We start from the raw sequence: 12652 nt of genomic DNA on the forward strand, positions 1-12652 counted from the left end.
AAGGTGATGGAATGCTAGAAACCAAGAAGTTAGGTTATTGGTATGGTCATGAGGACGACGCACTCTTTAAGAATGTCACCCTCAGCTTTGATGCTGGCATGTCATATGCGATTGTTGGCCAGTCGGGTTCGGGGAAGACGACGTTCCTGGCGCTGATTTCTGGATTGGATATACCCAAGGCTGGCGTGGTTGAATTCAATGGCCAGGACATTAGCACAGTGGGGCTAACAAAATACCGGCGGCATGACGTTGCAATTGTCTTCCAGTCATACAACTTATTTAACTACATGTCCGCATTGGAAAACCTGATGGTAGCGATGGCCATCACGGGGGCCCAGCACAAGGGTGATAAGGAATTTGCGCGGCAGGTGTTGGCAAAGTTAGGACTGACAGACGAGCAGATGGTGAAGAACGTGCAAAAGCTATCCGGGGGGCAGCAACAGCGTGTGGCGATAGCGCGAACCATGTGTTGTGATGCCCCGTTGGTAGTGGCGGATGAACCAACCGGTAACTTGGACGAACGAAATACGGTTGAGGTGATTGACCTCTTGCAACAGATCGCTCACGAACAGCATAAATGCGTCATTATCGTCACGCACGAAGTGGAGGTAGCAGCGCGGTGTGATGTCACCATTCGGTTAGCGGAGCGGACATTCCGGGTTGAACAGCCAGCATAATGTATACGCAATGGGGCGGCATCAATGTGATGTCGTCCTTTTTATGTTGCTTCATTCTGGAAGTACTGGTGTGATAATTATTACTGGTAGCGATCAACATAGCGGTTAAATTTGGGGAATTTTCACAAACCGGTGTTGATCTTACTAACTGATCCAGCAAGGCAACCAGTTTTGCTGCTGTTCATTCTCGGCATAGTTCTGCAACAGCTGCATGATGGTTGGGGATTGAAGCCGCCGTCTCCAGAGCCATAGTTGTCACAGACACCGGCGACCTGCAACGACGCCCCCTATTTAAATGTAGCCGATAGTTTTGTATACTAGACGGAGTGAAATTTGATGGGAGGCCACAAGATGGCACAGCTTTTCTTCCGCTATGGCTCCATGAACAGCGGTAAAAGTATTGAGATTTTGAAGGTGGCCCACAACTACGAGGAACAGGGTAAGCGGGTCATCCTTATGAATAGCAGTATTGATACACGTTCAGGGGTTGGCCATATTGCCAGTCGTATTGGGCTGGAGCGTGACGCCCACGCGGTTTACCCGGATAGCGACGTGTTTCAAATGGTCAAGGACATCGACGCGGACGCCAGTTGCGTGCTGATTGACGAAGCGCAATTTATGACCAAACAGCAGGTGTATGACTGTGCGCGCGTGGTGGATGAGTTGCACATTCCCGTAATGGCTTTTGGGTTGAAGAACGACTTTCAAAACCACCTGTTTGAGGGTAGTGAAGCCTTGCTGATCTATGCGGATAAAATTGAAGAAATGAAGACCATTTGCTGGTTCTGTGCCAAGAAGGCCACGATGAACTTGCGGGTCAACGATGGGCACCCCGTATATGAGGGGGAGCAGATCATGATGGGTGGTAACGAATCGTACTACCCTGTTTGCCGGAAGCATTATTTTCACCCGCCGTTGAGCGCGCGGGGAGAGGAATAGTTATGGATAAGATTTTTGAACAACTTGACGGGGTGTTAGCCCGTTACGAAGAAATTGAAGAGATGATGGCCGATCCAGAAGTCATCGCTGACACCAAGCGCTTTATGGAAATCTCCAAGGAGGAGGGTTCCATGCGTGACGTGGTCGCCGCCTACAAGAAGTACAAAAAGGTACTCAAGGACATCGACGAAAACGATGAGATCATGCGTGACAGTGATGATCCGGAGCTAGCGGATATGGCCAAGGAAGAACTGGCAGCTGACCGCGAGCAGAAGGCCAAGCTGGAAGACCAGATCAAGGTCATGATGTTGCCGAAGGACCCTAACGATGATAAGAACATCATTATGGAAATCCGTGGCGCTGCTGGTGGGGATGAGGCCAGCCTCTTTGCTGGTGACCTGTTAAATATGTACACGCGTTACGCCGAAAACCAGGGGTGGAATACCGAAGTAATCGATTCTACCCCAACTGAAGTGGGCGGGTACAAAGAAGTGGTCATTATGATCACCGGGAACAACGTGTACTCCAAGTTGAAGTACGAAAACGGAGCGCACCGTGTTCAGCGGGTGCCAGTCACTGAAAGTGCCGGGCGTGTGCACACCAGTACGGCTACGGTGGCGGTAATGCCGGAGTACGAAGAGGTCGATTTCAAACTTGATCCCAAGGATATCCGGACGGATGTTTACCGTTCTAGTGGTGCTGGTGGGCAGCACATTAACAAAACCAGTTCTGCGGTGCGGATGACCCACATTCCTACCGGGATCGTGGTGGCCATGCAAGACCAGCGTTCGCAGCAGCAAAACCGCGTCAAAGCCATGCAGATTTTGACGAGTCGGGTGTACGATTATTACGAAAGCCAGAACGAAGAGGAGTACGCGGCGAAGCGGCGGACGGCCATTGGTTCTGGGGACCGGTCGGAACGGATTCGGACGTATAATTACCCGCAAAACCGGGTGACGGACCACCGTATCGGTTTAACGCTGAATAAGTTGGATAAGATCATGAACGGTGATCTCGACGAAATCATTGCGGCGTTGGTCGTTCAAGATCAGGCTAAGAAGTTGGAGCAGTTGGATGTCTAGAAGTTACGGAGAGGCGTTGCGCGCAGCGGAGCGCCTTTTATCGAGTCATCAAGTGGAACCAGACGGTGCAACGTACGTCTTGACAACGCGACTTAACTGGACGCGGAGTCGGTTGATTTTACATGCACGCGACGTGATCCCACAAGCAGTGGATGACCAGTTACAACGCGACCTGGCGCAGTTGCTAGATAATGTGCCGCCACAGTACGTTGTGGGTCGGGCCCCGTTCTTTGATCACTGGTTTCACGTCACCCCGGCGGTGTTGATTCCGCGCTTTGAAACCGAGGAACTGGTCTCGTGGGTCCTCAGTGACCAGCGGGATGCGCAAAGTGGGTTGGATCTGGGTACGGGCAGTGGGGCCATCGGTATCACGTTAGCGAAGCGGTTGCCGCGGGTGCGGATGACCCTCAGTGACGTGTCGGTGGATGCTTTAGCAGTTTCCCGGGAAAATGCCCGGACGCTGGGAGCAGATGTGCAGCTGGTGCAAAGCGATATGTTTACGGATATTCCGGCACGGTTCGACTTTGTGGTGGCCAACTTGCCGTATATCAGTCACGATGAGGAAAAGGTGATGGACGCCAGCACGCTGGCGTATGAACCGCACCTAGCATTATTTGCGGACAACCACGGGTTGGCGCTGTTTCAGCACTTTTTTGGCGCCATCACCGACCATGTACGGCGGGGTGGGGCGGCTTACCTAGAATTCGGGTACCACCAGCAGCCCGCACTAGCCCGCATGGTCAGTGTGATGCTACCCAGTGCGACGGCCGAATTTCGGCACGACATGGCGGGTTTGCCGCGCATGCTTAAATTGCAGTTTTAAAGCTGTACTTTATGGAGGTAATTGGCAATGAAGACGACGATGTTTACGCGCGCAACGGTGGCTGATGCCGCCCAGTTATTACGTAACGGTGAGTTAGTGGCGTTTCCGACCGAGACGGTTTACGGACTAGGCGCGGACGCGACGAACGTGACGGCCGTCAAGAAGGTTTACGCCGCTAAGGGTCGCCCCAGTGACAACCCGTTGATCGTGACCGTGGCGGATATTGATACGGTGCGCCGCTTTGCTGACGTCACGCCGGTGGCCGAGCGACTCATGCGTAAGTACTGGCCGGGACCACTGACCATCATTTTGAATATTATCCCGGGGGCACTGGATGCTGCCGTAACGGGTGGCTTGCCGACCGCGGCATTTCGTTGTCCGGATAATGCGGCGACGCGGGAACTGATCAAGTTGTCTGGCAACCCGATCGTAGGGCCGTCTGCCAACCTATCCGGTAAGCCAAGTCCGACGACTGCTCAGCATGTCCTGCACGATATGGATGGACGGATTGCCGGAATTCTGGATGACGGTCCAGCGCGGGTCGGGGTGGAATCGACCATCCTGGATCTGAGTGGTGACACGCCGGCCATTTTACGGCCGGGCTACGTTGATGAGAGCATGTTGGCGGCGGACCTGCAGACGGTCAACACCGACCAGCACCACGTGGGCGCCAACGAAACACCCAAGGCACCGGGGATGAAGTACAAGCATTACGCCCCGGATGCCCAAGTGGTGATTGTGGATCACCAGGTGGACTTCCCGGCAGCCATTAAGTGGGCGCAAGCCGATCCCCGCGCATTTGGGGTGCTGGCGACAGACCAGGTGTTGGCGACGGTGCCCGCGGGGGTGGAAACCTATTCGTTGGGCACCGACCTGGCCAGCGCTACCCGCGACCTGTTTGCCGGCCTGCGTTACTTTGATTTACACCCAGACATCTCGCTGGTTCTGGCGCAGGGTTTTGATCCTGAGGGTCTGGGTGCGGCGTACATGAACCGCATCAACAAGTCCGCCGGTGGGGAACACTTCCCGGTTACCGCACCATAACTTTTTCGGGAGAAGCGGTTTGTATGCTATACTGGTGAGCGGAATAATGGCCTGAGTGGGGCCACGACAAGCAAAGGAGAAAACATAACCATGGCCAAGTTTACGGTTTTAAATCATCCACTAATTCAACACAAATTAACGTTGATTCGCGACAAGCACGTTGGCACCAAGGAATTTCGTGAGGTTGCTAACGAGATTGCCGAGTTGATGGTTTACGAAATCACGCGGGACCTCCCGCTTGAGGACGTTGAGGTCGAGACCCCGATGGGCAAGACGACCCAGAAGCAATTGGCCGGCAAGAAGTTGGCTGTGGTGCCGATTTTACGGGCCGGCCTGGGGATGGTCGACGGGGTGCTGGAACTGATTCCGGCGGCCAAAGTCGGTCACATCGGGATGTACCGTGACGAACAGACCCTGAAGCCACACGAATACTTCGTGAAGATGCCGACCGACATTGATCAGCGAGAGCTCTTGATCGTGGACCCAATGCTCGCTACTGGTGGTTCGGCCATCATGGCCATTGATGCGTTGAAGAAACGCGGCGCGAAGGCAATGAAGTTGGTCGTACTGGTGGCCGCACCTGAAGGGGTCAAAGCCGTTCAGGAAAAGCATCCTGACGTTGAGATCTACGCAGCTGCGTTGGATGACCACCTAACTGATACTGGCTACATCTTCCCTGGTTTGGGCGACGCTGGTGACCGGTTGTTTGGTACCAAATAATTTACATGCAGAGCAAGGTGAGCTGACCTACAGTGAGCTCACCTTGCTTTTTGCCTTTAGGTGGGCATCGCCAGGGAACGTAAAGCCCCCGCATATGAGGGTGACGTAACGTTGCGTAAACAACTTTTTAATACCCACTTGCCCCGCAATTGTTGATTTTCACGGTCTGCAAACTTTATGAAAGCCGTCATTATGCGGCCGGTGACGCTTTCATTCCAAATTGGAGTGAAAGCCGACATGATAAGGAATTCCTTTTGTCTTTTCCATCTGAAGGTGATAGAGTAAGCATTGTATTTTGAGTGCTTGTGCGCTGTCAAATACAATGTAGATACATACGCTGTACCCCTGTGACAACGTGTGCCAGTTAATTAAATAAAGAAGGAGGAGGTGAATTCTGTGAACGATAAGTATCCGTACCTATCGATTGGCGGTTTGCGCTTCAACCTCGCGAACGACATTCCGGTGCTCATTGCTGCCATTGTGGTTTTTGCGTTGGTGTTCTACCTGTCGCGTAAACCGACTCTGCGTCCAAAGGGTCGGCAGAACGTGCTGGAATGGCTCATCGACTTCACGAACGGGATTGTGCGTAGCGCGATGCCTGGTGAAGAGGGTTCAACGTTCCAATTGTTTATCTTTGTCATGTTCTTATTTGTATTCATGGCTAACCAGTTGGGACTCTTCATTGATGTGAACGTCCATGACGTGACCTGGTTCCATTCCCCAACTGCCAGTCCACTGATCACCATGACGCTGGCCATGATGGTGTTGGTACTGGCCCACTACTTTGGGGTTGCTCGCCACGGCTTTAAGGGTTACCTGAAGGGCTATGTTAGCCCGATGCCGATGCTTGCTCCCATCAACTTACTAGAAGAGTTCACGAACTTCATGACTCTGGCCTTACGTCTGTATGGGAATATCTTTGCCGGCGAAGTGCTGATCATGCTGATTCGGAACATGGCGCTATCTGGTAAGTTTGCAATCTTGTCATTCCCACTTGGCTTCTTGGCCGAAATGGCTTGGCAAGGGTTCTCAGTATTCATTGGTAGTATCCAAGCATATATTTTTGTTACGCTCGGATCCGTATACATTTCCAACAAGGTTTTGTCTGAAGAATAGGATTTTAGGAGGAATTTTCACATGAACTACATCGCTGCATCAATCGCCGCCGGCCTCGCCGCTTTGGCCGCATCTTATGGTAACGGCCACGTTATTAGCAAGACTATTGAAAGTATGGCACGTCAGCCTGAATTGTCCGGTCAGTTCCGTAGTACGATGTTTATCGGTGTTGGTCTGATCGAAGCCGTGCCGATCATCGCTATCGCTATTTCTTTCCTGCTGCTGTTCCAATAGGATTTTTAAGCACGCAGACGAAAGGAAGTGGCACAGATGTTGCATGGAATGATTTTTGCCGCCGCTGGACTTGAAGTGGGCGACATGCTGTTCGACCTGGCCACGTTCATTGTGCTGATGATTCTCGTGGGTAAGTTTGCCTGGGGCCCCGTCACTAAGATGATGGCTAAGCGTCAGGACAAGATTACCGGCGATTTGGATTACGCGGATAAGGCGAAGAGTGATGCAGATAAACTGCTCGCTCAACGTCAATCTGAACTGCAAAACACGCAGGCAGAAGCCGTTAGCATCGTGAACACCGCTAAGGCCAATGGTCAGAAGCAAAGCAAGGCCATTGTCGAAGCAGCACACAAGGACGCTGCCGACCTGAAGACGAAGGCTGCTGCAGAGATTGCGCAGTCCAAGCAGGACGCCCTTAACGGTGCCCGTGATCAGGTGGCGGACCTCTCCATCACTATCGCCAGCAAGATTATCGGCAAGGAGCTGAAGGCTGAAGATCAGCAGACGCTTATTGACGATTACATCAAAGGGCTGGGTGATTAGATGGCACTGACAAATGCGATTGTGGCACCCCGTTATGGGGCAGCATTGTTTGAACTGACGGCTGCTGACGGCACGACTCAGGAGGTGCAGACTGAGCTGCACGCCTTAGACCAGGTCTTTAACGAGAACCCCGGCCTGATGGATGCCCTGATTGGGCCCGAGTTGAAGTTGAACGTCAAGCAGGACATCGTGGGGGAACTCACCACTGGTGCATTACCGGTGGTTGCGCGCCTCGTACAAATGGCCTTTAACTATGGTCGCATTGCCGCATTGCCGGCCATCGTGGCTGACTTTGACGAACGCATTAGTGCGGACGCCGGTCAGATTACGGGGACGGCGACTACGGCTGTGCCGTTGTCAGCTGCACAAACTGAACGCTTGGCCGCCGCGGTGGCTCACCGTTTAGGGGTTGCGCACGCCGAATTGAACAATGTTGTGGACGCTAACGTAATTGGTGGTGTCCGGGTGCAGGCAGCAAACTACGTGATTGACGGAACGGTACAACACCGGATCGATCAGATTCGCGCAACGTTGCTCACCCATTAGAAATAGTGAAGAGGTGAAGTCATGGCTATCAAAGCAGAAGAAATTAGCACGCTGATCAAACAGCAGCTAGCAAACTACAAAGACGACCTCGATGTTGCTGAGGTCGGGACTGTCACCTACGTTGGTGATGGTATCGCCCGTGCACACGGGCTCGATAACGCCATGGCCAGTGAACTGTTGGAATTTGAGAATGGTTCATATGGTATGGCGCAGAACCTTGAAACAAATGATGTCGGGATTATCATCCTGGGTGATTTTGACGGTATTCGTGAAGGCGACACGGTCAAGCGGACTGGTCGCATCATGGAAGTATCCGTGGGTGAACAACTCATTGGGCGTGTCGTGAACACTCTGGGTCAGCCAGTCGATGGCCAAGGCGACATCAAGACCGACAAGACCCGGCCGGTGGAAGTCAAAGCTCCCGGGGTTATGCAGCGGCAGTCCGTTACGGAACCACTGCAAACTGGGCTCAAGGCCGTTGACGCCTTGGTCCCAATTGGTCGTGGCCAACGTGAATTGATTATCGGTGACCGTAAAACTGGTAAAACCAGTATCGCCATCGATACCATCATCAACCAAAAGGGCCAGGATATGATTTGTATCTACGTTGCGATCGGGCAAAAGGACTCCACCGTCCGTGCCCAGGTTGAAACGCTGCGCAAGTACGGTGCGATGGATTACACCATCGTGCTAACAGCTGGTCCTTCTGAACCTGCACCGATGCTGTACTTGGCACCATATGCCGGTACTGCTATGGGTGAAGAGTTCATGTACAACGGGAAGCAAGTATTGATCGTGTACGATGACCTGACTAAGCAGGCCGCCGCCTACCGTGAAATTTCCTTGCTGCTCCGTCGGCCACCAGCACGTGAAGCCTACCCTGGTGACATTTTCTACACGCACTCCCGTCTGTTGGAGCGTAGTGCCAAGCTGAGTGACGAATTGGGTGGTGGTTCAATGACTGCTTTGCCAATTATCGAAACCCAGGCTGGTGACGTTTCGGCGTACATTCCTACTAACGTTATCAGTATCACCGACGGACAAATCTTCTTACAGAGTGATTTGTTCTACGCTGGTACGCGTCCAGCCATTGATGCCGGGACTTCAGTTTCCCGTGTTGGTGGTGACGCCCAGTTGAAAGCGATGAAGAAGGTTTCCGGTACGTTACGTCTGGACTTGGCTAGTTTCCGTGAACTGGAAGCCTTTAGTCAGTTCGGGTCTGACCTGGATGCGGCGACGCAGGCCAAGTTGAATCGTGGTCGCCGGACGGTTGAAGTCTTGAAGCAGCCTGTTCACGCGCCATTGTCCGTAGAAAAGCAGGTCTTGGTACTGTATGCCTTGACTCACGGCTTCATGGACGACGTACCGGTCGATGATATTAGTCGGTTCCAGAGTGAACTGTTCGATTACTTCGACACGAATGCGGCCGATTTGGAACAGTCCATCAAGGAAACCGGCAAGTTACCGGATACTGACAAGATGGATGCGGTGATGAAGGCTTTTGCTGCCGGCTTTACCGCATCGCAGGCTGAAACTGCAACTTCCACTAACTAGGGGGTGAGCAGATGGCTGAATCTTTAATTGATATTAAGCGGCGCATTTCCTCAACGAAGAAAACTCGGCAAATCACCGTGGCCATGCAAATGGTCAGTGGGGCCAAGTTATCCAAAATTGAGAAAAAGGCGGTTGCTTACCAGGTCTACGCGAACAAGATTCGCGCAACCGTGACCCATTTGGCGCAAGCTCAATTACTGAGCATGGAGGCCAATCAGGACGCGGGCAAGGGTGACGGGCAAAAAGTGCGCGTCGCTGACCTGTTACAACGGCGTGAAGTGAAGAAGACTGGTTACTTGGTTATCACCAGTGACCGTGGCCTGGTGGGTGGCTACAACAGTAACGCCCTCAAGGCCATGATGCAGGTGATCGAACAGGACCACAAGGACAAGGACCACTACGCCATTATGGCGATTGGTGGTGTGGGCGCCGACTTCTTTAAGGCACGTGGCATGAATGTCGCCTACGAATATCGGGGCGTTTCTGATATTCCCACCTTCAATGAGGTGCGCGAAATCGTCAAGACTGCGGTAACAATGTTTGATAACGAGGTCTTTGATGAGTTGTACGTTTGCTACAACCACCATGTGAACTCTTTGACTTCGGCCTTCCGGGTGGAAAAAATGTTACCAATCAGCGATCTTGATCCGTCTGAAGTGGCGGACAGCCCGATTCAGTATGACGCTGAGCCGAGTGTGGACGCCGTCCTTGATGTCGTGTTGCCACAGTATGCGGAAAGCTTAATTTTTGGTGCCATTATTGACGCCAAGACGGCGGAACATGCTGCGTCGACGACGGCGATGAAGAGTGCTTCAGATAATGCTAAAGATTTGATTGATGGTTTGTCGCTGCAGTATAACCGTGCACGACAAGCAGCCATCACCACGGAGTTGACCGAAATTACCGGTGCAACTGCCGCGATTGAGTAACAACCACAAATAATTGCGGGGAGGACAGCATAATTGAGTAATACTACAGGTAAAATCGTGCAAGTGATCGGACCTGTCGTCGACGTGGCCTTTCCCATCGATGGCGACTTGCCAAAGATCAACAACGCACTCGAAGTCACTAACAACCAGGGGCAGACGGTCGTCGTCGAAGTTGCCGTTGAGTTAGGTGACGGCGTGATGCGGGCCATTGCGATGGCCAGCACGGACGGTTTGCAGCGAGGCATGGAGGTTCGCGACACCGGGGCATCGATTTCCGTACCCGTTGGTGATGATACTTTGGGCCGCGTGTTCAACGTGCTCGGCGAACCAATTGATGATGGACCGAAGTTCGGCCCTGACCACGAACGCAACAGTATCCACCGGGATGCGCCAGCCTTTGAGGACTTGAGTACGAGTTCTGAAATTCTGGAAACGGGGATCAAAGTTATTGACCTGCTCGAACCATACTTGCGGGGTGGTAAAGTTGGTCTGTTCGGTGGTGCCGGTGTTGGGAAGACCGTTCTGATTCAGGAACTGATTCACAACATTGCCGAAGAGCACGGTGGTTTGTCCGTGTTCACTGGTGTCGGTGAACGGACGCGTGAAGGTAACGACCTTTACTTTGAAATGAAGGAATCTGGTGTCTTGAAGAACACCGCCATGGTCTTCGGGCAGATGAACGAGTCCCCTGGTGCACGTATGCGTGTGGCTTTAACGGGTTTGACCATCGCCGAATACTTCCGTGACGTGAAGGGCCAGGACGTGTTGCTATTTATCGACAACATCTTCCGCTTTACCCAAGCCGGGTCCGAAGTTTCTGCGCTGCTCGGGCGGTTGCCTAGTGCCGTTGGTTATCAGCCAACGCTGGCTACCGAAATGGGTCAGTTGCAGGAACGGATTACATCCACTAAGAAGGGCTCCGTTACCTCCATCCAGGCCGTTTACGTGCCTGCCGATGACTACACCGACCCTGCACCTGCCACGATTTTTGCTCACTTGGACGCTACCACCAACCTGGAACGGCGCCTGACGCAAATGGGTATCTACCCAGCCGTGGACCCACTGGCTTCCACTTCTAGTGCCTTGACCCCTGAAATTGTCGGTCAGGAGCACTACGATGTGGCCATGCAGGTACAGCAGGTACTGCAACGGTACAACGAATTGCAGGACATCATCTCAATTCTGGGTATGGACGAACTGTCCGACGAAGAAAAGACGATCGTTGCCCGTGCACGTCGGATCCAGTTCTTCTTGAGCCAAAGCTTCTCCGTGGCCGAACGTTTCACTGGCTTGCCAGGGAAGTACGTGCCGGTTAAGGAAACCGTCGAGGGCTTCAAGGAAATCCTTGAAGGCCGTTACGACGATTACCCAGAAGATGCATTCCGTCTGGTGGGTAACATTGACGACATGAAGGCGAAGGCCAAGGAAATGGGCTACGACCCAGATAGCAAGGATTAGGGGGGATTCGTATGGCTGACGAGCAACAGGATGTGTTGACCGTTAACATCGTGACCCCAGATGGCGTTGTGTATGATCACCGGGCCAAACTGGTGGTTGTGCGTGCTGTTGATGGTGATTTAGGGATCATGGCGAACCACGAACCAATCGTGGCGCCACTACAGATTGGGGAGGTCCGCGTGCAGCGGGTCGATGAACCTAATCATGAAAACCGAATCGCCGTTAACGGTGGTTTCATGGAAGTAGCTGATAACGTTGCGTCCATCGTCGCTGACTCCGCGGAACGTGCGCGGGACATTGACCTCAGTCGTGCTGAGGCTGCCCGTGAACGTGCGGAGCACAAGATTGAAACCGCCAAGCAGGCGCACAATACGGATGACCTGGCGCGGGCTCAAGTGGCTTTGCGGCGGGCAATCAACCGGATCAACGTTAAGCGTGATGCTCAGCACTAGCACAACGTCAACGACGGTTAGCTGAGGCTGCGCCTGCATGGTGTGGTCCCGGACCGTATTGACAGTATAAGCACTAATCGACCCGGACCAGTAGTCATCTTTGACCACTGATCCGGGTTTATTTTGTGCTACGGGGAGTTTTGCTGCCACCGGCACCTAACTTAAGGGAATATTTATGCAAACGCGCCCGCCAGCGCTTTAGTGTTGGGTGCGTTTTTGGTATTATGGTACGCGGAGGATTTTATAATGGATACTTCTTTAGGTCTCAACGCCGCTTTCACCTTTATGTCACACTTGGTATTTATCATTATGTCTTGGCGACTGCTGATCGTGTTGCGTTTTGATAAAATCCTCAAACCCAACCGTGTAAATGAGTCGCGGTTATTGTTGTTTTTTATCGCTGTTGCCTTGGGTTACCTCGTGTCATCATGCTTTTTGTCACTGGTCCAGGCAGCGCGTAACCTGTTTTACTTACTATAAAAGTCGCCACGCAACGTATGTTATAATGTGACGAGTAAACATCTGAGGGGAGAAC

At 52.6% G+C, this 12652-nt stretch carries 15 protein-coding genes; all 15 read left to right on the forward strand.

The annotated features are described in order from the left end of the window. The first annotated feature begins 11 nt into the window (after positions 1-11). The 15 genes from FD19_RS00655 to FD19_RS00725 all read left to right on the forward strand — a co-directional run bounded on the left by FD19_RS00655 (position 12) and on the right by FD19_RS00725 (position 12597). Positions 12-677 carry an ABC transporter ATP-binding protein gene (locus tag FD19_RS00655; RefSeq protein ID WP_054749230.1) on the forward strand — a complete coding sequence of 222 codons (666 nt, stop codon included), beginning with the start codon at positions 12-14 and terminating at the stop codon, positions 675-677. A gap of 351 nt (positions 678-1028) precedes the next feature. Then, positions 1029-1616, forward strand: coding sequence for a thymidine kinase (locus tag FD19_RS00660; protein ID WP_054749231.1), 588 nt, complete (start codon positions 1029-1031; stop codon positions 1614-1616). Positions 1617-1618: 2 nt separating this feature from the next. Beyond that, a complete protein-coding gene (gene prfA / locus FD19_RS00665; RefSeq protein WP_054749232.1) occupies positions 1619-2698 on the forward strand; it encodes a peptide chain release factor 1 in 1080 nt (359 codons plus the stop codon). Continuing rightward, positions 2691-3521, forward strand: coding sequence for a peptide chain release factor N(5)-glutamine methyltransferase (prmC, locus tag FD19_RS00670; protein WP_056968888.1), 831 nt, complete (start codon positions 2691-2693; stop codon positions 3519-3521). Before prfA ends, prmC begins: the two co-directional genes overlap by 8 nt. A gap of 27 nt (positions 3522-3548) precedes the next feature. After that, on the forward strand, positions 3549-4565 hold the full coding sequence (locus tag FD19_RS00675; protein ID WP_054749233.1) for an L-threonylcarbamoyladenylate synthase: 1017 nt from the start codon (positions 3549-3551) through the stop codon (positions 4563-4565). Positions 4566-4655: 90 nt separating this feature from the next. Next, positions 4656-5285 (forward strand): uracil phosphoribosyltransferase, encoded by a 630-nt coding sequence (gene upp / locus FD19_RS00680; RefSeq protein ID WP_054749234.1) that lies wholly within the window; start codon positions 4656-4658, stop codon positions 5283-5285. 396 nt (positions 5286-5681) lie between these two features. Next, the gene (gene atpB / locus FD19_RS00685; RefSeq protein ID WP_054749235.1) at positions 5682-6401 is read left to right on the forward strand and encodes a F0F1 ATP synthase subunit A; all 720 of its coding nucleotides are present in this window, start codon (positions 5682-5684) and stop codon (positions 6399-6401) included. 21 nt (positions 6402-6422) lie between these two features. Then, entirely contained in the window at positions 6423-6635 is a 213-nt protein-coding gene (gene atpE / locus FD19_RS00690) for a F0F1 ATP synthase subunit C (protein WP_054648787.1), read from the forward strand. A gap of 36 nt (positions 6636-6671) precedes the next feature. Further along, positions 6672-7178, forward strand: a complete 507-nt coding sequence (gene atpF, locus FD19_RS00695; RefSeq protein WP_056968889.1) for a F0F1 ATP synthase subunit B — start codon at positions 6672-6674, stop codon at positions 7176-7178. Further along, positions 7179-7724: an ATP synthase F1 subunit delta gene (gene atpH / locus FD19_RS00700; RefSeq protein ID WP_054749236.1), complete on the forward strand. Its 546-nt coding sequence runs from the start codon at positions 7179-7181 to the stop codon at positions 7722-7724. A gap of 21 nt (positions 7725-7745) precedes the next feature. Beyond that, entirely contained in the window at positions 7746-9278 is a 1533-nt protein-coding gene (gene atpA, locus FD19_RS00705; protein ID WP_056968890.1) for a F0F1 ATP synthase subunit alpha, read from the forward strand. 11 nt (positions 9279-9289) lie between these two features. Further along, entirely contained in the window at positions 9290-10207 is a 918-nt protein-coding gene (locus FD19_RS00710) for a F0F1 ATP synthase subunit gamma (protein ID WP_056968891.1), read from the forward strand. Between the two features lie 33 nt (positions 10208-10240). Beyond that, positions 10241-11665 carry a F0F1 ATP synthase subunit beta gene (gene atpD / locus FD19_RS00715; protein WP_054749237.1) on the forward strand — a complete coding sequence of 475 codons (1425 nt, stop codon included), beginning with the start codon at positions 10241-10243 and terminating at the stop codon, positions 11663-11665. Between the two features lie 11 nt (positions 11666-11676). Beyond that, positions 11677-12117, forward strand: coding sequence for a F0F1 ATP synthase subunit epsilon (locus FD19_RS00720; RefSeq protein WP_054749238.1), 441 nt, complete (start codon positions 11677-11679; stop codon positions 12115-12117). A 246-nt stretch (positions 12118-12363) separates the two neighbouring features. After that, entirely contained in the window at positions 12364-12597 is a 234-nt protein-coding gene (locus FD19_RS00725; protein WP_056968892.1) for a DUF1146 family protein, read from the forward strand. Positions 12598-12652 lie beyond the last annotated feature (55 nt).

Origin of the sequence: Lacticaseibacillus thailandensis DSM 22698 = JCM 13996, from assembly GCF_001436135.1 — a bacterium.
Lineage (GTDB): Bacteria > Bacillota > Bacilli > Lactobacillales > Lactobacillaceae > Lacticaseibacillus > Lacticaseibacillus thailandensis.

Coding starts and splice junctions, on each gene's coding strand:
- FD19_RS00655 (WP_054749230.1), top strand. CDS start 12: ATGCTAGAAACCAAGAAGTTAGGTTATTGGTATGGTCATGAGGACGAC.
- FD19_RS00660 (WP_054749231.1), top strand. CDS start 1,029: ATGGCACAGCTTTTCTTCCGCTATGGCTCCATGAACAGCGGTAAAAGT.
- prfA (WP_054749232.1), top strand. CDS start 1,619: ATGGATAAGATTTTTGAACAACTTGACGGGGTGTTAGCCCGTTACGAA.
- prmC (WP_056968888.1), top strand. CDS start 2,691: ATGTCTAGAAGTTACGGAGAGGCGTTGCGCGCAGCGGAGCGCCTTTTA.
- FD19_RS00675 (WP_054749233.1), top strand. CDS start 3,549: ATGAAGACGACGATGTTTACGCGCGCAACGGTGGCTGATGCCGCCCAG.
- upp (WP_054749234.1), top strand. CDS start 4,656: ATGGCCAAGTTTACGGTTTTAAATCATCCACTAATTCAACACAAATTA.
- atpE (WP_054648787.1), top strand. CDS start 6,423: ATGAACTACATCGCTGCATCAATCGCCGCCGGCCTCGCCGCTTTGGCC.
- atpF (WP_056968889.1), top strand. CDS start 6,672: ATGTTGCATGGAATGATTTTTGCCGCCGCTGGACTTGAAGTGGGCGAC.
- atpH (WP_054749236.1), top strand. CDS start 7,179: ATGGCACTGACAAATGCGATTGTGGCACCCCGTTATGGGGCAGCATTG.
- atpA (WP_056968890.1), top strand. CDS start 7,746: ATGGCTATCAAAGCAGAAGAAATTAGCACGCTGATCAAACAGCAGCTA.
- FD19_RS00710 (WP_056968891.1), top strand. CDS start 9,290: ATGGCTGAATCTTTAATTGATATTAAGCGGCGCATTTCCTCAACGAAG.
- FD19_RS00720 (WP_054749238.1), top strand. CDS start 11,677: ATGGCTGACGAGCAACAGGATGTGTTGACCGTTAACATCGTGACCCCA.
- FD19_RS00725 (WP_056968892.1), top strand. CDS start 12,364: ATGGATACTTCTTTAGGTCTCAACGCCGCTTTCACCTTTATGTCACAC.